We start from the raw sequence: 19,912 nt of genomic DNA, 5'->3' as shown, positions 1-19,912 counted from the left end.
CGGCAGGCCTCTCAGACGCCACCGGGGTCGCTCCTCGCGGGGACACCGTGTCCGCAGCCGCCGCGAGCGGTGTCACGACGGATCCGGGGACCACACTGGTGGCGGACATCACGACAGCCGCGTTCGCGCTCGCTGCCCAGGGCTGCGGCAGTCGTTGATGCGCTTCGCCCAGACATCGGCGCCGCCCGGGCGAGGGCCCCGCACCACCGCGCCGGAGTCCCGGGCCTGATCCTGGCTGTCCCGCGAGGGGCACGCGGCGTGTGCGGTGGCTACAGGCAGGCGGGCTCCGGACGTGGGCGGCGGCACCACGGAGTCACCGGGCCGCTCGTGCGCGGACGGCTCCGCGTGCTCGTCGCCCGTCCGTTCGTTGCGGGGCCGGCGGTCAGGCGCTACCGGCTCGGGAAGGTGCGGGGTGGCGTCGTGTCATCGGCGGACGGCGGGATCCCGACGGCCTGACCGTCGCGCAGCCGCGTGACCAGGACGGCGAGCTGGGTGCGGCGTTGCCGGCCCAGTTTGAGCAGCAGGTTGCTGACGTGGTTCTTCACCGTCTTCTCCGCCAGGCCGAGGCGGTCGCCGATCTGGCGGTTGGTGAGCCCGTCGCCGATCAGCTGCAGCACGGCGCGCTCTCGTTCGGTGAGGCCGGCCAGTGGATCCGGTCGCCCGGCGCCGGCTCCGGGGTCGAGCAGTGCGGTGACCTCGGGGGCGAACACGGTGCCGCCCGCGGCCACCCGGCGCACGGCCGCCGCCAGGGCCAGGCCGCGCACGTCCTTGACCAGGTAGCCCGACACCCCCGCCTGCACGGCTGCTGCCACCGTGTCCGGGTCGGCGTACTGGCTGAACACCAGGCAGCGCACCCCGGGGACGTCCGCGCGCAGCCGGGTGCAGGCCTCCGCCCCGGTGCCGTCGGGCAGCCGCATGCCGAGCACGGCCACGTCCGGGCGCGTGGCCCGGCCGCGGGTCACCGCCTGGTCGACCGAGGCCGCCTCGGCGACGACGGCGAACCCGTCGTCGCCCTCGAGCACCTGGATCACGCCGCGGCGGACCACCTCCTGCTCGTCGAGCACGAGCACCCGGACGACGGCCGTCTCTGCCGGCACCGGAACCAGCTCCCGAAGTCGAGCGGTGCGGCACGACGGCGTCGTCGCCAGTCGGAACGCCGTTCGGCCGCGCGGGAGTTCGCTCCCCGCCCCGGCACCCTAGAGGCGGCGCTGACTGGGCGGCGGTCCGGGCCGACCGGCCGCTCCCATCGAGACGTCGGGGGATGGGGAGGAGGAGTACCGCTCGATGTCGTAGGCGTCGAGCGCAGCCAGGTACTGCCAGCCCCAGCCCCAGCCCGCTGGCGTGAGGTGGTTGATGCGGAGCTCCTCCAGTTCCACGGAGTGGTCCTCTCGGTCGCTGTGCGGTCGTCGATGCGTGCACCGCGTCCCGAGTAGGCCGTCGGCCCGGAAGTCTCCGGTGATGACGGTTCGCGACGGGATCGATCACGAGGGCTCATGGCTGTGCCTGCTGGCTGTGGCCGCGGTGGATCTCCGCCTGCTGGTGCCGTTCATCGCACTGGCCGAGGAGCTCCACTTCGGGCGGGCGGCATCGCGGGTTCACTCGACCCAGCCGGGCTTGTCCCAGCAGATCAGACGGCTCGAGCGTCAGCTCGGAGTGGTGCTGTTCGGGCGGGACGCCCGTCACGTCCGGCTGACCACCGCCGGTCAGGCATTCCTGACCGGGGCCCGGGAGTCGGTGGCGCCGGCCGAGCGAGCGGCGCTGGAGGCTCGTCGCGTTGCCGAGGTCCCGACCCCGTTGCGGATCGGGATCGACATCGTCTGTCCTCAGCACGTCATCGCGAGGGTCCGCCTCTTCGGCGCGACCCGACCTGATGTCGAGCTGAGGCCTGCACTTCCAGCAGCAGCACGACGTGATCGGCGACCTCCTCGAGAACCGCATGGACCTGGCCGTCGGCTGGGCCGCTCCGCCGGCGGGCGTCGAGTCGATCGAGTCCACCCAGTTCGCCGCAGTGACGCTCCACGGAGTGGTCCGGGCCGATGACGAGTTGGCGACCGGGGAGCAGCTGGCCCGCCGGGATCTGGTGGGCCGCCGTCTGGTGATGTACTCACCGAGTCGCGAGACGCGACCGTTCTACGTTTTCTCCCTCTCCTGCTTCGCCGATTCGCGTGGCCGTTTGCCGGAGGTGACCCACGTACCGGTCCTGGACGACGCCCGACAGGCGATGCTCGACGCCGTCGAGCGACTGGGCGGTCTCACGCTGTCCGTGGCCGGCGAGCCACCCGCCATCGAGGGGCTCCACCTGGCGACGCGCCCGTTCGAGCCGCCGATCGTTGCCCGTGTGGTGGCGATGTGGCGTGGCCGGTCCATGCCGGTTCTCTTGCCGGCACTGTCCCGGTTCACCCAAGCGGCAGAGGAGCCCCCAACCCCCCGAGGTGAGCGCATGACCCTGGGCACGACCTCCAGCCGCTGGGCCTCCCGGAGCGAGCCGAGTGGGCGGCTCCTCAGCCTCCAGGTCACTGGTCGTTCGCCCCGGCCATTCCGCGTAGCCAGGTAGCTCGTTCCTCGGGGCCACGTGACCCGCGCTGGCACGCCGCTGCGGGAGCCGGGAACGAGGAAACCAACCTCGCGGCCCCAACAGGGCCTCCGGCTCAGCCGGCAGCCTCGGAGGAACGGCTTCCCTCGCGTATGGCCGCCCAGGCGCGTGCGAGGTGGCGGGCCCCCGTCGTACCGACCGGATCGAGGAAGAGCCGTCGCACGCCGTCGAGGTGGGTGGGGGTGGCCTCGGCCAACCGGGCCAGCCCGGCGTCGGTGATGGATGCCAGGGTCGCCCGCGCATCGTGGGCTGCCGGGCGGCGGGTCAGCAGTCCGGTGCGCTCGAGTCGCTCGACCAGCCGGGTCAGGCCGCTGCGGCTGAGCATGACCGCGTCGGCCAGGTCGGACATCCGCAGGGCTCCCTCGGGGGCCAGGCTGAGCTGCATCAGCACGTCGTACTCGCTCAGCGAGAGCCGGTGCCGATCCCGCAGCTCCTGGTCGAGAGCCGCCATCACGGTGGCGTGAACCCGCAGGAAGCCGGTCCAGGCCGACCGCTGGTCCGCGCCGAGCAGGTGCCACTCGCGCTGATGGGCCTGCATCGGGCTCCCTAGGATTGCTTGCGCATGCAACTGCGGCGTAGTCTACCGCTCCGTCCGAAGGGGTGGAGCGGCCATGGCGGAAACGCAGATGGCGGAGCGTCGCTCGACCGTGCCGGATGCGCCACCGGTCCTCGTGCTCGGTGCGAGCGGAACGATCGGCTCCGCACTCGTGCGGCTTCGTCGCCTCCACCATCGCGGCGACCGCGAGGGTGGACGCCTGGATGCAGGGTGCCGCGGCCGGGCTGCTGAACACCACGCAGCAGATCGGCGGCGCCGTCGGCCTGGCCACCCTCGCCGCCGTGGCCGCCGCCACGACCAGTCGGCTGGCCGGCGCCACCGCACCGACCGCGGCCCTCAACGCCGGCTTCGACGCGGCGTTCCTGGTCGCCGCCGGGTTCGCCGCCGCCGCGGCCCTGGTTGCCGGCCTCGGACTTCGCGGTCGCGCCGGACTCCCGTCCGCCACCGACCCAGCCCCGGCACCGTGACGGCCCGGGACCTCGCTCGGCCGCGGCGCGACCCCAGGCAGGTCGCCCGCCTCGACCCTCTGGAGTGACCATGACCCGGATCGGCATCATCCTCGGCAGCACCCGGCCCAACCGGAACGGCGAGCAGGTCGCCCGGTGGGTCCTCGACCTCGCCGCGCGTCGTCAGGACGCCGACTACGAGCTCGTCGACCTACGCGACTACCCGCTCCCGCACCTCGACGAGCCGCTGCCGCCGTCTTTCGGCCGGTACCAGAACGACCACACCCGGCGGTGGGCGGCGAAGATCGCCTCGTTCGACGGGTTCGTCATCGTCACCCCGGAGTACAACCACGGCACCTCCGGGGTGTTGAAGAACGCCATCGACTACCTCTACGCCGAGTGGAACAACAAGGCCGTCGGCTTCGTCTCCTACGGCAACGTCGGCGGTGCCCGCGCGGTCGAGCACCTGCGCCTGGTCGCCGCCGAACTCCAGATGGCCGACGTCCGCCAGCAGGTGACGCTGTCCCTGGTCACCGAGTTCGAGGAGTACCGGACCTTCCGTCCCGGTGACCACACCCTCCCCGCGGTCGCCACGCTCCTCGATCAGGTCGTGGCCTGGAGCACCGCGCTCGCTCCGCTGCGCACGCCCGCCGGTGAAGCCGCCGCGTAGAGGGGACCGGCCGGCTCCGGATGCGCGTGCGGGGGTCGGTGCCGGTGGTCGTCGATCGGGCGGTTCGCCGGCACACCCCGAGCGGGGTCGCGGCCGGCCCCGCTCTGGCCGTCATCGCGGCCTGCCTCCTCGAGCACCATCGGCCCCGCTCCGGCAGCCGCCGGGATCCCGTCGAGGGCCGTGGGGTCCGCCGCACCACCGGGGTGCCGCGGGACTCCGGCCGCGGGGGAGGTCGCCCTCGGCGACCTCACCCGGCCCGCCACGCGACCGCCGGCGGGCACTCCCGCCGCGGACCGTCCGAGGAGGTGCGATGAGGGCCGCCGGATCGACCTCCGGTGGCGCCGTCCCGGAGCCGGCGTCCTGGCCGGAGCTGGCCTACCCCGCCCTGGCCGACACCCTCGCCACGTTCCACCGGTGGGCGCGGCTGGTCGGCGAGATCCGGCTGGCCGCGCCGCCGCGGCGCAACCCCGGGTGGACCGTGGCCTGTCACATGACCGGGCGCGGGATCACCACCCGTCCGATGGCGCCGACCCGGCTGCGCGATCGACCTCGACTTCGTCGATCACCGGCTGGAGCTGATGGCGATCGACAGCCGGCGCCGCGCGTCGTCTCTGCCTGGCAGAGCGATGGCCTGGTTCCCGGCTGCACGCCGGCTCAGCAGGTCAACGTCAGGCAACTCCAGCACAGTGGCCACTCCTCGGCGCCGTCGTCGGGCCATGCCCAGTCCGCGGGGTCCAGAAGGGTCACGGGGGCTCGGCAGAGGCTTCTGCCGGTGATGAGCCCGCTCCCGCCGACGGCGTGCAAGCGGCCCGTGGGCATGGCCACCCACTCGTCCTCCCACCGCCGGGGTGCGAGCGCATCGGCGCCGACGACCCACCGTGGCCGCTCCCGCCCGGCGCCCCCGCCGCCGACCTTCACGGCCGGCCGCCGGCGTCGGCGGTTCGGCGCCGGCTCGGGCTCCGCGAGACGCGGTTGGCCGGGGCCGATCCGACCTCGTGCCGCCCGGTCACGGGATCCCCAGCCGCACGCCCTCGGCGGACAGCTGCTGGGCCAGCGCGGTGAGCGTCCGACGGGCGGCGGCGTCCACCGTGGCCCCGGACCGCAGCTGCACGTCGATGCGCCGGCGTCCCAGCCGCTGCAGCGCCACCACGCTGCCGCTGAGCAGGTCGGCGCCCACTCGGTCGAGGTGGCCGCGGACGGCGATGGTGCCCCTGGCCCCGTCCACCGTTGCGGTGAACACCGGTGCCCGGGGTGACGCCCCCGCCGGTACACCGTGGTCGCCGGGGTCCACGGAGTCGCCGGGCGGCGGTGGGCGGCGCTCGGGTGCCACGCCGGTTCTGTCCCCGTCCGCAGCAGTGGCCACGCCCTGCTCGGCGGGGACGGGACGGTGGGGCGGTCGCAGCCGGAGCAACTCCCGTTGCAGCCACGGCGGCGTTCCGACGAGGGCGAGCCGGCGGTTCTGCTGACGGGCCCACCGGCAGGCGCCGGCGATCGCATGCGCTCCGGTGGGCCCGCACGCGGTCAGTTCGCTGAGGTCGACCGTCCACCGGAGGCGGTCGCAGCGGAGCAGGGTCACGAGCGCGTCGTGGAAGAGATGGGTGGTGTTCCGATCCAGCGGTCCGGTCATCTTCAGCTGCCCGGAGACGAGGTCGAGACCGACGGTGAACGAAGGACCCCGCCCGGCAGCTCCCGCGGCGGAGGCAGGCTCGGCAGGCACGCATCACCTCGGCAGTGAGGCGCGTGGCACCGGTGGCCGGGTGCCGGCCACCGAGGGTCCTGCGGCTGCAGGGGGCCGCTGCTGGACCCGGGTTCACGCTAATCCCCGTGCCGGCAGCAGGCGACCGGGCCCGTCGACCCCCGGGAGGGTGGCCACCGCCGGACGGCGCCGACGCGTGTCGGCGGTCGGGTCCATGCCCTGGCGCCGAGACGCGCCGCGGCACCGGCCTGTCCGTCAGGCGCGGGCGTGGCGCCCGGTGCGCTGACAGGGGCGTGGAACGACGCCCGCCGGTGCTGCCGGGGGCGCTGAGGAGGCGCGGAGCCGCACGTCCACGCTGGACGTGATGCGGGCGGGCGTCCTGCCGTCGGCGGGCGGCGGTTCCGTCGGTCCGGCGGTCGCGCAGCCGCGTGGCGAGGACGGCGACCTGGGTACGGCCCTGCAGGCCCGGTTCGGGCAGGAGACCGCTGACGTGGATCGTCACGGTCCTCTCCGCCAGTTCGGCAGCCGGGTGGACCTGCATCGCTCGCCAGAGGCGATCACCCCCCGACCCAGGCGTCGGTGCGCCTCGTGGGCGCGTTCGACCGCCGTCGATGCGGCGTAGCGGGACGGCATGTCGTCGCTGCGCCAGCCGGCCGGCATGCTCAGGTCCCGCTCCTGTCCTCCTCCGGTCAGCCACCGGTGGGCGGAGGTGCGCCGGAACCGGTGCGGGTGGACGCCGGCGAGCCCGGCCTGCGCGGCGCGGGTGTGCAGCACGTCCCGGGCCCCGTCCGGCGTCATCGGCCCACGCTGGCCGAGCAGCAACCGGCGGCGACCGGGCGTAGGGGTGCAGCGCGCGTACCCGCAGACAGCGGTCGAGCGCCTGGGCGGTCTTGGCGCCGAAGGCACCACCCGGGGTCAGGAGCCCCTGCCGGTGACGTAGGCCAGCCCCAGCTCACACAGCTCCGACACCCGCACGCCGGTGTCGGGCAGCAACCGCGGCACCCATGGCCCAACAGCGGGACGAGCAGCCCCCCGATCAGGACGCCGACGACCGGCGGCGCGACCTCGCGAGGCGCAGCGATGACCTCCGACAGCGAGCCGGCGAGTTGAGGAAGCGGCGCGACGAGGTGGAAGCCGCGCTCGTCAGGACGGCCCGGGACATCGCCGTCACGGAGGAGCGGGTCGCCGACACCCTGAACCACATCGCGTCGAGCCGCCCGGAGGACCGCGAGCGCCTGCGGCTCGTGTCGGAGACGCCCGCGGGGTCGCGGAGCAGGAGCATGCTCGGGCCGCAGGGGGAGGGCCGGCAGCCCTGAGCGGCGCGCGACGCCGGCGGTGACGGCCACGCTGGCCCGAGGCCCGGCCCAGCGGGCGGCGCCAGGGGCGGCGCTGCTGGCGGCAGGAGCCCTCCCGGGGTAGGTCCTCCGGCTGCCCCAGGTCGTCGCCCAGCGCCCGCAGGATGGTGCGGGTCTGGCCCATGAGGGCGGCGGCGCGGGTCACCGGGCGCCGGTTCGGCCGGATCAGGCGGACGCAAGGGTTTCCGGAGACGGAGATACCCCGGGGGTGTTCTGTCGGCGGCGGACAGCCGAACGCGGGAGGCCTCGCGCAGGTCACCGAGCGGGTCGGTCGGACCGTGCCGCTGGGCCCGGGTCAGTCGTTCCCGGTGGTGCCGCAGACGTCCGGGTCAGCGCGTCGCGCAGGGCTGCCCGCGTCGAGATGCCGAGCTTGGGGAATATCCGGTACAGGTGGCCGGAGACCGTGCGGGGGGACAGGTACAGCCGGCTCCCGATCTGCTTGTTCGTCAGCCCGGAGGCGGCCAGCGAGGCGATCTGGTGCTCCTGCGGTGTCAGTGTCGCCGCGGCGGACTCGGTGCGGGAACCGTGCACCAGGCCGCTGGCGCGCACCTCCTGCTCCGCACGCGTGGCCCAGGGGTGCGCGCCCAGGCGCTGGAACTGCTCGCGAGCAGCGGTCAGCTGAAGTCGGGCCGCCGAGGCAGCCCGGGTCCGCCGCAGGTGCTCGCCGTAGGCCAGTTGCACGCGGGCCCGCTCGAACGGGAACGCTTCGGCGCCGCGGACGGCCAGGGCCGCGCGGTAGAGATCGCCGGCGTCCTCGCCGGAGGCTGCGAGCGCCGCTGACCCCAGGGCGAGCAGGGCCAGGCGCGGGCGGAGCCGGAAGACCTCGGCCCGCTGCATGGCGGCGACGTGCGCCGCGGCCTCCGCCGACCGGCCGGTGCGGACCGCCGCCTCCACCAGGTCCTTCGCGACCCACATGGCCACGGGGACGTGAGGCGCCAGGAGGCCCGGGGGGCTGATGGCGGTCGTTCGACGGTAGGCCTCCTCGTAGTCGCCCCGACCGAGGGCGGCCAGGGCCCTGGCCCGGTTGGCGAAGTGCTCGAGCACCGTCGCGCCCCGGGGCGCCGCCCAGGCCACGAGCTCCTCGGCGAGGGACCCGGTGGCCTCGTCGTCCCCACGAGCCGCGGCGAGCAGCGCGCGGCAGTAGACGCCGGGCAGGGAGATCAGCTGGTACCCCAGCAGCTCGCTCCAGGCGATGCCCTCGTCGGCCATCCGCGCCGCCTCCTCCCACCGTCCCCCGCGGTAGGCGTCGTGGCAGAGCATCATCAACGCCTGGACGGCGGACGTGGCGGCCCCGCCGTCGCGCCCGTCCCGGACGACCCTGGACAGCGCCGAGCGGCAGGCCGCCACGCGATCGACGTAGAAGGCCGCGATGGCGACGCGCACGATCCGGGTGGGGTCGACCTCGGCAGCGAGCGTGGCGATGAGCCGGTCCAACCGGTCCAGCTCGCTCGACGTCGCGCGGAGGGCGGGAGCGCCGTACAGGTTGCTCGACACCGTCAGGACCGGTGAGACTCCGGGCCCCAGCCGGGTCACCGCCGAGTCGAACGGGCGCCACGGCTCGTCCCGCCCGCTGAAGTGGCAGACCAGCATCAGGCTGTGCAGCGCCTCGTCGACCGCCGGGCCGGTGCGCCCCTGCACCACGGCGTCCTCGATCACCCGGGAGAGCATGGCGTGTGCGGTGTCGACGTCCCCCTCCCCGTTGAGGAGGTGGTAGGCGGCGGCCACCGTGACCTCGAGGGGCTCGGCACTGTCCGGGTCGGCGCGGCGGGCCTCACCGAGCAGGCGGGGGACACTGTCCAGCTTCCCGGCCGTGTCGGCACCGAGATAGGCGGCTGCGGCCAGCCGGCGCGCACGGTCCGCGCCCCGGGGGCTGAGCTCCGCGGCGCGGAGCCGGGCGTGCACGGCCCGGACGACGTCACCCTTGTGCAGGGCCCGGGAGGCGGCCACCTCGAGCAGCGCGGCCGTCGACTCGTCCGGGCCGCCCGCGGCCTCGGCCAGGTGCCAGGCACACCGTTCCGGGTCGTCGGCGTGCAGGTCGGCGAGGAGGGCATGGGTCCGCCGGCGCTCGCCGGTGGTGGCCAGCTCCACCGCGGCCGCGCCGATCAGGGGATGCCGGAGGGCCACCCGGTTGGTGGTCGGGTCGACCCGGACCAGCCCGTCCCGCTCGGCGGGGGCCAGGTCGTCCAGCCAGCCGTCACCGGAGGAGCCCGCGCGCAGCGCCCGGAGGTCTCCGGTCCCGTCCAGGGCGGTGAGCAGGAGCAGCTTGCGCGTGGCCGCCGGCAGCGTGCGCAGGCGGCGGGCGAACAGCCTCTGGAGCTGACCGGTCAGCGGGAGGACGGGCGGCAGGGGGTTCCGCGCCACGCGCTGGTCCTCCGTCATCGTCGCGGGCAGCTCGAGGAGGGCGAGCGGGTTCCCCTGCGCCGCCGCGATGACGTGCCGGCGGACCGGGACGGCGAGATCGGGGAACCGGCTGGCCAGCAGCGTCGTCGCCGCGAGCTCGTCGAGGGGGCGTACCTCGTGCTCCGGCAGGCCGGCGTGCAGCAGGGAGGACTCGGTATCGCTCCGCACCGCGGCGAGGAACCCGACGCGGCTGCCTCCCAGGCGGCGGGCGACGAACCCGAGGACCCGCGCGGTCGAGCGGTCCACCCACTGAACGTCGTCGACGACCACCAGGACCGGTTGCTGCTCGGCGAGGTGGCGGAGCAGGGCGAGCGCGGCGGCGGAGATCACCAGCCGGCCGCCCGTGCGACCGGTGCCCGTGCCGAGAGCGACCGACAGCGCCTCCTGCTGTGGCCGCGGGAGCGCCCGGACCTGGTCGTGCAGGGGGAGGAACAGCTGGTGGAGCCCGGCGAAGCTGACCTCGGCCTCGAACTCGACCCCGGCCGCCCGCAGCACCCGCCGCCCCGCGCCGTCGGCCACTCGGCCGGCGGCGTCGAGGAGCACGGTCTTGCCGACCCCCGGTCCTCCGGTCAGGAGCAGCGCGTCCCCGTGGTGGGCGGCCCGCCCGAGGAAGGCCTCGAGGAGCTGCAGCTCCGCCGTCCGCCCGACCAGGTCGGCGCGCTCGGTGTCGCCGAGGACGGGGATGTCCTCCATCGGACGTCCTCTCGGCTGGGCGCCGGTCAGCACGGGGACGACGCGGCTCCGGTGGTCAGGACGAGCGGCGCCGAGAGTCTCTCCCACGGCACCGGCCGGCGGCCAGCCACCGCCGCACCGCCAGGACGAGTCGGGTGACCGGTGCGCCGGGGACCCTGTCGCCTCCATGCTGCGCCGGCTGTGCCGGATGCCCGAGGAGGAACCGATGTCCGTGCCCGCCGGGACCACGAACGGAACGACGCTACCGGCGTCGTTCGACGCGCTGACCGTGTCGCAGGTGCCCGTGGGCGAGGTGGTGCTGCGGGTGCGGGCCGGCGGGTCGGGGCCGCCGATGCTGCTCCTGCACGGCTACCCCGAGACCCACCTGGCCTGGGGCCTGGTGGCCGGCGATCTGGCCGAGGACTTCACGGTGGTCGCCCCCGACCTGCGCGGGTACGGGGACAGCTCCAAGCCGGCAGCCGTCCCGGGCCACGAGAGCCACGGCAAGCGGGCCATGGCCGAGGACTGCGTCGTCCTGATGCGCCGGCTGGGGTTCGACCGCTTCGACGTCGCCGGACACGACCGCGGGGGCCGGGTCGCCTACCGGATGGCGCTCGACCACCCCCACGCGGTTCGCCGGCTCACCGTGATGGACGTGATCCCGACCGGGGAGGTCTGGGCACGCGCCGATGCCCGCTTCGCCCTCGGCTACTGGCACTGGGCCTTCCTGGCCCAGCCGCACCCCCTCCCGGAGCAGCTCATCGGCGCTGACCCCGAGTTCTTCCTCTTCGACGCCGAGTTCGGCGGGGCCATCCGCCGGTTCCCGCCGGCGGCGGTGGCGGACTACGTCCGGTGTGCTCGGGACCCGGCCACGATCCGGGCGATGTGCGAGGACTACCGCGCCGGGGCGACGTGCGATCGGCAGTGGGACGACGAGGACCACGCGGCGGGCCGCCGGATCAGCTGCCCGACCCAGGTCCTGTGGGCCGGTCGGGGAGCCCTGGCGGCCTGGTACGACACCCTCGCCATCTGGCGCGACTGGGCCACCGACGTGTCCGGACGCGCCCTGGACTGTGGCCACTTCCTGGTCGAGGAACGCCCGCAGGAGGTCCTGGCCGCCATCCGGGAGTTCCACGCGGTGAGGTAGGGCTCGACCGAGTCAGCCGTCTCGTCCCGGATCCCCGCGGGGCCGAGCCGAGCGCCCGACCCGACCGCATCGGCAGGTCGGTTGACCGTTGCTCCGGCCGCGCCCCGGCGGCGAGGGTCCCACCACGAGAGGTCCGGGACGGACGCGGGGATCGCGGCAGCCGAGGGTCGGGAGGAGCGATGGCGGCCGTGATCACCCAGGCGGGCGGGGACGTCGACGACGACCGGGCGGCGGGCGGCCGTCCTGGTCTCGGCTGGCCGCCGACGCCTGGGGTCCGCGGCCGCAGCAGGTGGCCTCGGTCGGCTGTCGGGCCATCGCCGCTGACCGCCGCCCACGACCGCCGTGGTGGTGGCCGCTCGTCCCAGCACCGGGCTCCGTCAACCACCGCATCGGGAGGATCGTCATGACCGACACCACCGCCGCCCCCACCGTCGCCCCCACCGTCGCCCTCGTGCACGGCGCCTTCGCCGACAGCTCCGGCTGGAACGGCGTCCTCGCCGGCCTCACGGCCGCCGGGGGGCGGGCCCGGGCCATCTCCAACCCGTTGCGCGGCCTCGCGCACGACGCCGCCTACGTCGCCAGTGCGCTCGGGCAGATCCCCGGCCCGGTGATCGCCGTGGGCCACTCCTACGGCGGGGCGGTCCTCACCAACGCCGGGACGCGACCGGGCAACGTGGTCGCCCTGGTCTATGTCGCCGCGTTCGCCCCGGACGAGGGGGAGACGCTCGCGGAGATCGAGGACGACTCCGTCGACAGCGTCCTCAACAGCGCTCTCGTCCAACTCCGGTACCCCACCGGTCAGGGGAGCGAGACCGAGGTCGAGTTCGCCATCGATCCGGAGAAGTTCCACGACGCCTTCGCCGCCGACGTGCCACTCGCGGACAGCGCGTTGATGGCCGCCACCCAGCGGCCGGTGGCCATGCGGGGGTTCACCGAGTCGACCCGTGCGCCGGCCTGGAGAGCCCTGCCGTGCTGGGCGGTCATCCCGACCGGCGACAAGGCCGCGGGCAGCGACGTCGTCCGGAACATGGCCCGGCGGGCCGGCATGACCATCAGCGAGGTGGAGGGCTCGCACGTCGCCTTCGTCACCAAGCCGCAGCCGGTGATCGACGCGATCCTGCAGGCGATGGGGGCCGTGGGGCACCGTGTCGCCGGCCGCGCCCCGGCAGAGGTCTGAGCCGTGTCCGAGCCCGGGCCGCCCGTGCTGTCGGTACCGGACGACCTGGCCGCCAAGCTCCGGCGCACCGAGGTGCAGCGCGGCCCCTCGTCGATCCCCGGGCGGGAGATCGTCCAGGTGCTCACCGAGATCCCGGTGGGCGTGGAATCGGGCTGGCACACCCACCCCGGGGAGGAGGTGGGCTACATCCTCGCCGGGACGGTGGAGATGCGGATCAGGGACGCCGACACAGTGATCCTGCAGGCCGGCGACGGCTTCCTCATCCCACCGCGGACTCCGCACAACGCCCGCGACATCGGCCAGGGCACGGGACGGATGCTGTCCACCTACATCGTCGAGATCGGACAGCCCTTGGCGACCTTCGCCGGCTGATCCGCTGCGGACCGGCTGACGGTCTGCTCGAGCAGGAGCGACCGTCGGTCCCGGGCAGCCCCGTGTCCCGGCGCCGGCCGGGGAGGCGGACAGGACGGTGCCGGGATCCCGACCAGGTTCCCGCCGGGTCGCAGAATCGCCGGCCGATCCCATCGCTCATCCCGATGTCGGGCTGCGCGCATTCGCTCGGCGCGAGGCTCGCGGTCGCCCGGCAAGGTCTCGGGAGCGCTCACTCGGAGGGCGCGTGGCCTCCGCCCCGGCTCGTCGCCCTCGGGAGACGCGCTTCCATCGGCGGCGGATCGGACCGGACTGCGGCGGAGAGCGTGGGGCCTGAGCTGCGCGAACAGGACAGGCGCGAGCCGCGCCGGACGGCTCGGGTGTGGCTGGGGTTTCCGGCCCTGAGGAGCTGCCGGCCGGGTGGGTGTCCGGTTCGGCTCGTCCGTCCCGGCGCCGTGCTCCCTGAGACTGACGACATCAGTGATCCGGCCGCCTCCGCTCACCGGAGGGATTCCGGAGGAACGCGCGTGAGCCTGTCCGGGGGGGTCTCAGACCGCCCCTCGTCGATCCGGATGGCCACAAGTCGCTTCTCGTCCACAGGCTGCCGCCAGGGCGTTCATCGGTCCCCTACCGGCGGTAGACCCCGGGAGGGGAACTGTCCGGGGGAAGGCCGTGACGGCGGGTGTCTCCCGGGCGGCAGCGACGGAGGTCGATGGATGGCCGGGCCACGGCGGCGCCAGAAGGGCGACGGTGGGATCAGCGAGTACCGGACGAGGGCCGGCCCGCGCTTCCTGATCGAGTACGCCGTGCAACGGGAGGACGGAACGCCACGGATCGTCCTCAAGCATGGGTTCGTGCACAGGAGAGATGCCGCGGGCGCCCTGCGTGCCGAGCTCCGCAAGCCCGGATCGGGGGAGTGCGTCGAGCCGTCCCGGCAGCGCCTGGACGCCCATCTCGCCGAGTGGATGCAGACCCAACGGCTGAGTCCTTCCAGGCGCGCGTCGTACCTGAGGGACATCCGGCTGCACATCGACCCGCACCTCACAGCCCATCGGATCGCCCGCCTCACCGGTCGATGAACGACACCTGGATGCGCGAGCTGGAGCGACCGGCCGGGCCGACGGCACAGGCGGCCTCTCGCCCCGGACGGTGCGCTACGTGTTCACCATCCTGCGGCCGGCCCTCGGTGACGCGGTCACGCAGGGACGGCTTCCGGTCAACCCGACCGACCGGTCCACGCCACCGAGCCCGGCCGAGGCCCGACCGCCGGAGATGCAGGCCTGGACCGCGCCCGAGCTCGCCCGGTTCCGCCGCCGGGCCGACGACCAGGATCCCGACCTGGCCATGGGCCGGCGGCTGCTCGCCGCCACCGGCCTGCGTCGCGGGGAGGCGCTGGCCCTGCGGTGGCGCGACGTCGACGTGGAGGCCGCGCGGATCGCGGTGCGGCGCAGCGTCGGGGTGGTGAAGGCGAGGAGCTGGTCGAGGGCCCCCACCAAGACGGGTCGGTCCCGGGTCGTCGACCTCGACGCCGGCACGGTGGCCGCGCTCCGCGCCCACCGGGCGGCTCGAGAGCGCCGGTACCCCCGAACGGTTCTCCCGGCGCTTCACCGCCCAGGTGGCCCGGGCCCGCAAGGCGGTGGGGGAGGACCAGTTGCCGGTGATCCGGCTGCACGACCTGCGCCACACGCACGCCATGTTGCTGCTCGCCGACGGTGTGCCGGTGGAGGTCGTCTCCAGGCGCCTGGGGCACGCCAGCGCCACCATCACGCTCACCGTCCACCAGCACGTGCACCCCGGCATGGGCCGCGAGGCCGCCGGCCGCTTCGCCGCCCTGCTGGACGGCTGACACCAGGCGATAGGTGTCAGAGAGGTGTCACGAGGGCCCCGGAGGCCCGGACGCGACAGCGCCCCGGGCTCCTGACCTGCAGGAACACCGGGGCGGTGCTGTGTCCGAGGGGGGACTTGAACCCCCACGCCCGATAAAGGGCACTAGCACCTCAAGCTAGCGCGTCTGCCATTCCGCCACCCGGACGAGTGCGGGGCCAAGACTACCCGACGCCCTGCGTGGCCCGGCACGGGTACCCCGCCGTGTCGCATCGCCCGGTCGTCCGTGCCCAGCGGGGCCGCGGCGGGCCCGTAGTGTCGCCGGGGTGGAGAACCGAGGTCCCGTCCAGGCCCAGGCCGAGGTCGCCGAGCTGCTCAGCGAGCTGATCCGGATCGACACGACCAACACCGGCGACACCGCCACCGGCGCCGGCGAGCGGGTCGCCGCCGAGTGGGTCGCCGGCAAGCTGGACGAGGTCGGCATCGCCTCGGACGTCTTCGAGTCCGAGCGCGGCCGGGCCAGCCTCGTCGCCCGCATCCCCGGCGCCGACCGCAGCCGCCCCGCGCTGCTCGTGCACGGGCACCTCGACGTCGTCCCCGCCGACCCGGCCGAGTGGAGCGTGCACCCGTTCTCCGGCGAGGAGCGCGACGGCTACGTGTGGGGCCGTGGCGCCGTCGACATGAAGGACATGGACGCGATGGTCCTGGCGCTGGTGCGCGAGTGGGCCCGCACCGGCGTGCAGCCGCCGCGCGACGTCGTCCTCGCCTTCGTCGCCGACGAGGAGGCCGGCGGCCGGCTCGGCGCCCGCTGGCTGGTCGACGAGCGCCCCGACCTGTTCGCCGACTGCTCCGAGGCGATCAGCGAGGTCGGCGGCTTCTCCATCACCGTCCGCGACGACCTGCGCCTCTACCTGGTCCAGACGGCGGAGAAGGGCCTGGCGTGGATGCGCCTGACCGCCGGCGGCCGGCCCGGGCACGGCTCGTTCGTCCACGAGGAGAACGCCGTCACCCGGCTGTGCCAGGCCGTCGCGCGGCTGGGCTCCACCCGGCTGCCCACCGTGCTCACCCCGCCGATGCGCCAGTTCCTCGCCGCGGTCGAGGAGGCCTACGGCATCGAGATCGACCCGGACGAGCCGGAGGAGGCGCTGGCCCGGCTGGGCAGCATCAGCCGGATGATCGGCGCGGCGCTGCGCAACACCGCCAACCCCACGATGCTCACCGCCGGCTACAAGACCAACGTCATCCCCGGGACGGCGAGCGCCATCGTCGACGGCCGCTTCCTGCACGGCGAGGAGGAGGAGTTCGAGCGGCAGCTGGCGAGCCTCGTCGGCGAGGGGATCCAGCGCGAGTGGATCGTCCACGACCAGGCCGTGGAGACGACCTTCGACGGCCCGCTGGTCGACATGATGGCCGCCGCGCTCACGGCCGAGGACGACGGCGCGCGGCCGGTGCCGTTCACCATGAGCGGCGGCACCGACGCCAAGAGCTTCGAGCGCCTGGGCATCCGCTGCTTCGGCTTCTCCCCGCTGCGGCTGCCCGCCGACCTCGACTTCGCCTCGCTGTTCCACGGCATCGACGAGCGGGTGCCGGTGGAGTCGCTGCGCTTCGGTGTCCGGGTGCTGGACCGCTTCCTGCGTGGTGTGTGATGCGGGGGTGACCTCTCCCACACCTCCCGGCCCCGGTTCCGTCGCGCTGATCACCGGAGGGACCGGCGGCTTCGGCCGCGCCCTCACGCAGAAGCTGCGCGAGCGGGACGTCACCGTCGTCGCCGCCGACCTCGACTCCGAGCGCAACCGGTCGGTGGCCGAGGAGCTCGGCGCGCACTTCGTCGCCCTGGACGTCACCGACCGCGCCGCCAACGAGGCCGTCGTCGCGCAGGTGGAGGCCGAGCACGGCCGGCTCGACGCCGCCTACCTCAACGCCGGCATCTCCGCGGCCAAGAGCGACGACGCCCTCGACCTCGACGAGTTCATGCGCGTGGTCGACATCGACCTGTTCGGCGTCGTCTACGGCGTGCAGGCCGCGCGCCCGGCGATCAAGCGGGCCGGCGGCGGGGCGATCGTGGTGACGGCGTCGCTGGCGGGCCTGTCGCCGATGCCCACGGACCCCGGGTACAGCGTGGCCAAGGGCGGCGCGATCGCGTTCGTCCGGTCGATGGCGCCGCGGCTGACCCGCGAGGGCATCACCATCAGCGCGATCTGCCCCGGCTTCGCCGACACCGCGATCATCGACCGCATCCGGCACGAGTTCGAGGCCGCGAACTTCCCGGTCATCCCGGCCGCCGAGGTCGCCGACGCGATGGTCATGGCCTGGACCTCGGGCGAGCCGGGCGCCGCGTACGTCATCCAGCCCGGCGTCGGCACCGTGCCCTACAGGTTCAAGGGCGTGCCCAGCGCGAAGACGGCGACCGGCGAGACCGCCGTCGTCCCGGAGGCGCTGCGCCCGCCGTCCATGCTCTGACTCCTCCTGCCGGGGGCCGGTGACCGGCGTCACGCGGCCTCTGGCAGGGTCGGCGCATGCGTGCATGGCGGGTACACGAGCTGGGCGACCCCTCGGAGGTCATGCGGCTGGAGGACGTCGAGGAGCCGACCCCGGCCGAGGGCCAGATCAAGGTGCGGGTGCGCGCGGCGGCGCTGAACTTCCCCGACGTCCTCATGGCGCAGGGGAGGTACCAGGAGCGCCCGCCGCTGCCCTACACGCCCGGCGTCGAGCTGTGCGGCGAGACCGAGGACGGGCGGCGGGTCATCGGCGGCCCGGCCGGCGGCCCCGGCGCCTTCGCCGAGTACGCGCTGATGAACGCCCGCGACGCCTGGCCCGTGCCCGACGGCCTGTCCGACGAGAAGGCCGCCGCGCTGTACCTCACCTACCAGACCGGCCACGTCGGCCTGCACCGCCGGGCACACCTGCAGGCGGGGGAGTGGCTGCTGGTGCACGCCGGCGCGGGCGGGGTCGGCTCGGCGGCGATCCAGCTGGGCAAGGCCGCCGGCGCCAAGGTCATCGCCACCGCCGGCGGGGCGCACAAGGTCGAGGTCTGCCGCGAGCTCGGCGCCGACCACGTCGTCGACTACACGGCCGAGGACTTCGTCCCCGTCGTCAAGGAGCTCACCGGCGGGGAGGGCGCCGACGTCGTCTACGACCCGGTCGGCGGCGACGTGTTCGACCGGTCGCGCAAGTGCATCGCCTTCGAGGGCCGGCTGGTCGTCGTCGGGTTCACCAGCGGGCGGATCCCCGAGGCGCCGGCCAACCACGCGCTGGTCAAGAACTACAGCGTCGTCGGTCTGCACTGGGGCCTGTACAAGAAGAAGGACCCGGCCGTGATCGGGCAGACCCACGACGAGCTGGTCCGGCTGGTCACCGCGGGCGCCATCGACCCGCTGGTCGGCCAGGTCCTGCCGCTGGACCGGGCGCCGCAGGCGCTGGCCGCGCTGGCCGACCGCGGGACCGTCGGCAAGGTCGTGCTCGTCCCCTGAGGACGCGACAGGGCGTGCTCCCCACCCGGGGAGCACGCCCTGCGTCGTCTGCGAGCCGGCTACGTGACCGGCATCGGCAGGTAGGACAGCCGCGCCCGGCGCCGCAGGACGACCTTGCGGGTGCCGTCCGCGTGCAGCTGGAGGCGGGCCAGCTCCCACCCGCCGACGTCGGATTGGAGGCTCAACATGGTGGCCGCTGCGGAACGGGACGTGCCCGGGGGGATCCGCAGCGGCGCGTACTCCCAGTCGGCGAGGTCCACCCGCCCGATGTTGCCACGCTGGACACCCGCCGGTCACCCGGGCGCCCGCTCCCGGACTGCCGCCGCCGGGGACCGGCGGCAGGATGGACCGCGACCCGATCCGCACCGAGGGAGGACGACGTGACCGATCCCGGTTCCGCCACCGACGCCGACCGCGCCGAGCAGGAGGCCCTCCTCGAGCCCGCGGCCCCCGCCGGGGCCGGCGACGCGGGGCCGGTCGGCGACCTCGACGCGAACGAGGCCGACGCGCTCGAGCAGCAGCTGTCGACCGCGCCGGGCTCGGCCGGCCCGCTGCGCCCCGTCGGCGACGTCGACGCCAACGAGGCCGACGTGCTGGAGCAGGAGGCGGACGTCCCCTTCGACGACGACGACCGCACCGCCTGACCGGAGCAGACCCCCGGCACGGCGATCGTGGTGCCCCCACCGGTGACCCACCACGCCGACCACGCTCGCCGCCTGGGCGCACGAGCACCTGCGCCTGCTGCTCGCTCAGGCGCCGTCGAGCCCCGGGTAGTCCGCCCCGGGCGCCTCGGCGGGCGGCTGCAGCAGGGTCACGGTGGCCCACCCCTCCTGCAGCAGGGCGTCGTCGGTCCCCGGCTCGGGTCCGTCGGGGGTCTCGTGGAAGGTGAGCGTCACGAAGTCCTCGCCGGACTCGCCGACCCCGACCTGCACCGCGCCGAAGGTCGCCAGCCGGGCCGGGCGCAGGCCGCGCAGCCGCCCGGGCGGGACGTCGGGGACGTTGACGTTGACCACGACCGGCCCGGGCGCGAGCCCGAGGGTCCACCGCAGCGCCCGGCGGGCGACGTCCTCGGCGGTGGCCCAGGCGTGCTCCGCGGTCGGGTCGGCGGTGCCGGCCAGCGACACCGCCAGGGCCGGCAGCCCGTGCGTGGCGCCGGTCAGCGCGGCGCCCACGGTCCCCGAGTGCAGCACCGCCGTCCCGGTGTTGGGGCCCCGGTTGACGCCGGAGAGCACGAGGTCCGGCCGCGGCCCGAACGCGCCGCGCACCCCGGCGAAGGCGATGAGCGCGGGGGAGGCCTCGACGGCCAGGGTGCGCACGGCGCCCGCGCCGGCCGGCCGGTGCTCCCGGACCGCCAGCCGGTTGCCCTGCAGCAGCGCGGTCAGCGAGGCGGCGGACCCGCTGTGGTCCTGGTCGGGCGCGGCCAGCGTCACCTCCAGGCCCGCCTCCGCCGCCACGCGGGCCAGCAGGTGTACACCCGGGCTGTCGATCCCGTCGTCGTTGGTCACCAGTGCGTGCACGCGGCCCCCTCCCGGTCGGC

20 protein-coding genes, 1 tRNA gene and 5 pseudogenes are annotated in these 19,912 nt (G+C 74.8%); 16 read left to right on the top strand and 10 right to left on the bottom strand.

Translation table 11 applies throughout. The features are described 5' to 3' along the window. Positions 1–389: 389 nt before the first annotated feature. Positions 390–1,097, bottom strand: coding sequence for a response regulator (locus tag ACI8AA_RS12170; protein ID WP_457044665.1), 708 nt, complete (start codon positions 1,095–1,097; stop codon positions 390–392). A gap of 99 nt (positions 1,098–1,196) precedes the next feature. Next, positions 1,197–1,376 (bottom strand): hypothetical protein, encoded by a 180-nt coding sequence (locus ACI8AA_RS12165; protein ID WP_457044758.1) that lies wholly within the window; start codon positions 1,374–1,376, stop codon positions 1,197–1,199. On the opposite strand from ACI8AA_RS12165, the pseudogene ACI8AA_RS12160 reads away from it, so the two are divergent. Further along, positions 1,354–1,647 (top strand): annotated as a pseudogene (locus ACI8AA_RS12160) (LysR family transcriptional regulator); the annotation flags it as partial. The gene ACI8AA_RS12165 and the pseudogene ACI8AA_RS12160 sit on opposite strands and share 23 nt — an antisense overlap. A gap of 262 nt (positions 1,648–1,909) precedes the next feature. Continuing rightward, on the top strand, positions 1,910–2,554 hold the full coding sequence (locus tag ACI8AA_RS12155; protein WP_457044757.1) for a hypothetical protein: 645 nt from the start codon (positions 1,910–1,912) through the stop codon (positions 2,552–2,554). A 94-nt stretch (positions 2,555–2,648) separates the two neighbouring features. Here ACI8AA_RS12155 and ACI8AA_RS12150 read toward each other — a convergent pair whose 3' ends face one another. Further along, positions 2,649–3,131, bottom strand: a complete 483-nt coding sequence (locus ACI8AA_RS12150) for a MarR family winged helix-turn-helix transcriptional regulator (RefSeq protein WP_457044664.1) — start codon at positions 3,129–3,131, stop codon at positions 2,649–2,651. Between the two features lie 221 nt (positions 3,132–3,352). On the opposite strand from ACI8AA_RS12150, the gene ACI8AA_RS12145 reads away from it, so the two are divergent. From ACI8AA_RS12145 to ACI8AA_RS12135, 3 genes and pseudogenes are all read left to right on the top strand, one after another. Next, a complete protein-coding gene (locus tag ACI8AA_RS12145; protein WP_457044663.1) occupies positions 3,353–3,616 on the top strand; it encodes a hypothetical protein in 264 nt (87 codons plus the stop codon). 70 nt (positions 3,617–3,686) lie between these two features. Beyond that, positions 3,687–4,265, top strand: coding sequence for an NADPH-dependent FMN reductase (locus tag ACI8AA_RS12140; protein ID WP_457044662.1), 579 nt, complete (start codon positions 3,687–3,689; stop codon positions 4,263–4,265). Positions 4,266–4,575: 310 nt separating this feature from the next. Next, positions 4,576–4,779: pseudogene (locus tag ACI8AA_RS12135) on the top strand (DUF5996 family protein); the annotation flags it as partial. A 492-nt stretch (positions 4,780–5,271) separates the two neighbouring features. Here ACI8AA_RS12135 and ACI8AA_RS12130 read toward each other — a convergent pair. The 3 genes and pseudogenes from ACI8AA_RS12130 to ACI8AA_RS12120 all read right to left on the bottom strand — a co-directional run bounded on the left by ACI8AA_RS12130 (position 5,272) and on the right by ACI8AA_RS12120 (position 6,759). Then, a complete protein-coding gene (locus ACI8AA_RS12130) occupies positions 5,272–5,490 on the bottom strand; it encodes a hypothetical protein (protein ID WP_457044756.1) in 219 nt (72 codons plus the stop codon). A gap of 195 nt (positions 5,491–5,685) precedes the next feature. Further along, a pseudogene (locus ACI8AA_RS12125) lies at positions 5,686–5,892 on the bottom strand (STAS domain-containing protein); the annotation flags it as partial. A 567-nt stretch (positions 5,893–6,459) separates the two neighbouring features. Further along, the gene (locus ACI8AA_RS12120) at positions 6,460–6,759 is read right to left on the bottom strand and encodes a hypothetical protein (protein WP_457044661.1); all 300 of its coding nucleotides are present in this window, start codon (positions 6,757–6,759) and stop codon (positions 6,460–6,462) included. A 206-nt stretch (positions 6,760–6,965) separates the two neighbouring features. On the opposite strand from ACI8AA_RS12120, the gene ACI8AA_RS12115 reads away from it, so the two are divergent. Then, entirely contained in the window at positions 6,966–7,277 is a 312-nt protein-coding gene (locus ACI8AA_RS12115) for a hypothetical protein (protein WP_457044660.1), read from the top strand. Between the two features lie 294 nt (positions 7,278–7,571). Here the strand turns inward: ACI8AA_RS12115 and ACI8AA_RS12110 are convergent, their stop codons facing one another. Continuing rightward, positions 7,572–10,409 carry an AAA family ATPase gene (locus ACI8AA_RS12110; RefSeq protein WP_457044659.1) on the bottom strand — a complete coding sequence of 946 codons (2,838 nt, stop codon included), beginning with the start codon at positions 10,407–10,409 and terminating at the stop codon, positions 7,572–7,574. Positions 10,410–10,614: 205 nt separating this feature from the next. Between ACI8AA_RS12110 and ACI8AA_RS12105 the strand changes: the two genes are divergently transcribed. The 6 genes and pseudogenes from ACI8AA_RS12105 to ACI8AA_RS12080 all read left to right on the top strand — a co-directional run. Then, positions 10,615–11,535 (top strand): alpha/beta fold hydrolase, encoded by a 921-nt coding sequence (locus ACI8AA_RS12105; protein ID WP_457044658.1) that lies wholly within the window; start codon positions 10,615–10,617, stop codon positions 11,533–11,535. 403 nt (positions 11,536–11,938) lie between these two features. Next, positions 11,939–12,712 carry an alpha/beta fold hydrolase gene (locus ACI8AA_RS12100; protein ID WP_457044657.1) on the top strand — a complete coding sequence of 258 codons (774 nt, stop codon included), beginning with the start codon at positions 11,939–11,941 and terminating at the stop codon, positions 12,710–12,712. A 3-nt stretch (positions 12,713–12,715) separates the two neighbouring features. Further along, complete coding sequence (locus ACI8AA_RS12095; protein WP_457044656.1) at positions 12,716–13,084, top strand: cupin domain-containing protein; 369 nt, start codon at positions 12,716–12,718, stop codon at positions 13,082–13,084. Positions 13,085–13,797: 713 nt separating this feature from the next. Then, positions 13,798–14,160 (top strand): hypothetical protein, encoded by a 363-nt coding sequence (locus tag ACI8AA_RS12090; protein ID WP_457044655.1) that lies wholly within the window; start codon positions 13,798–13,800, stop codon positions 14,158–14,160. A 193-nt stretch (positions 14,161–14,353) separates the two neighbouring features. Further along, a pseudogene (locus ACI8AA_RS12085) lies at positions 14,354–14,626 on the top strand (tyrosine-type recombinase/integrase); the annotation flags it as partial. A 64-nt stretch (positions 14,627–14,690) separates the two neighbouring features. Then, a pseudogene (locus tag ACI8AA_RS12080) lies at positions 14,691–14,927 on the top strand (tyrosine-type recombinase/integrase); the annotation flags it as partial. A 101-nt stretch (positions 14,928–15,028) separates the two neighbouring features. Here ACI8AA_RS12080 and ACI8AA_RS12075 read toward each other — a convergent pair. Continuing rightward, a tRNA-Leu gene (locus ACI8AA_RS12075) sits at positions 15,029–15,113 on the bottom strand. A 118-nt stretch (positions 15,114–15,231) separates the two neighbouring features. On the opposite strand from ACI8AA_RS12075, the gene ACI8AA_RS12070 reads away from it, so the two are divergent. The 3 genes from ACI8AA_RS12070 to ACI8AA_RS12060 are packed head-to-tail and all read left to right on the top strand — an operon-like array spanning position 15,232 to position 18,375. Then, on the top strand, positions 15,232–16,551 hold the full coding sequence (locus ACI8AA_RS12070; protein WP_457044654.1) for a M20/M25/M40 family metallo-hydrolase: 1,320 nt from the start codon (positions 15,232–15,234) through the stop codon (positions 16,549–16,551). Positions 16,552–16,558: 7 nt separating this feature from the next. Continuing rightward, positions 16,559–17,365, top strand: a complete 807-nt coding sequence (locus tag ACI8AA_RS12065) for an SDR family oxidoreductase (protein ID WP_457044653.1) — start codon at positions 16,559–16,561, stop codon at positions 17,363–17,365. 56 nt (positions 17,366–17,421) lie between these two features. Beyond that, entirely contained in the window at positions 17,422–18,375 is a 954-nt protein-coding gene (locus ACI8AA_RS12060) for an NADPH:quinone oxidoreductase family protein (RefSeq protein ID WP_457044652.1), read from the top strand. Between the two features lie 59 nt (positions 18,376–18,434). Here the strand turns inward: ACI8AA_RS12060 and ACI8AA_RS12055 are convergent, their stop codons facing one another. Beyond that, entirely contained in the window at positions 18,435–18,635 is a 201-nt protein-coding gene (locus ACI8AA_RS12055; RefSeq protein ID WP_457044651.1) for a DUF5703 family protein, read from the bottom strand. Positions 18,636–18,755: 120 nt separating this feature from the next. Here ACI8AA_RS12055 and ACI8AA_RS12050 point away from each other — a divergent pair, with 120 nt between their 5' ends. Next, positions 18,756–19,019: a hypothetical protein gene (locus tag ACI8AA_RS12050; RefSeq protein ID WP_457044650.1), complete on the top strand. Its 264-nt coding sequence runs from the start codon at positions 18,756–18,758 to the stop codon at positions 19,017–19,019. Positions 19,020–19,124: 105 nt separating this feature from the next. Here the strand turns inward: ACI8AA_RS12050 and surE are convergent, their stop codons facing one another. Then, on the bottom strand, positions 19,125–19,892 hold the full coding sequence (gene surE, locus ACI8AA_RS12045) for a 5'/3'-nucleotidase SurE (RefSeq protein WP_457044649.1): 768 nt from the start codon (positions 19,890–19,892) through the stop codon (positions 19,125–19,127). Between the last annotated feature and the right edge of the window lie 20 nt (positions 19,893–19,912).

Source organism: Geodermatophilus sp. SYSU D01180, from assembly GCF_054050415.1.
This window is presented reverse-complemented; position numbering and strand designations above follow the sequence as displayed.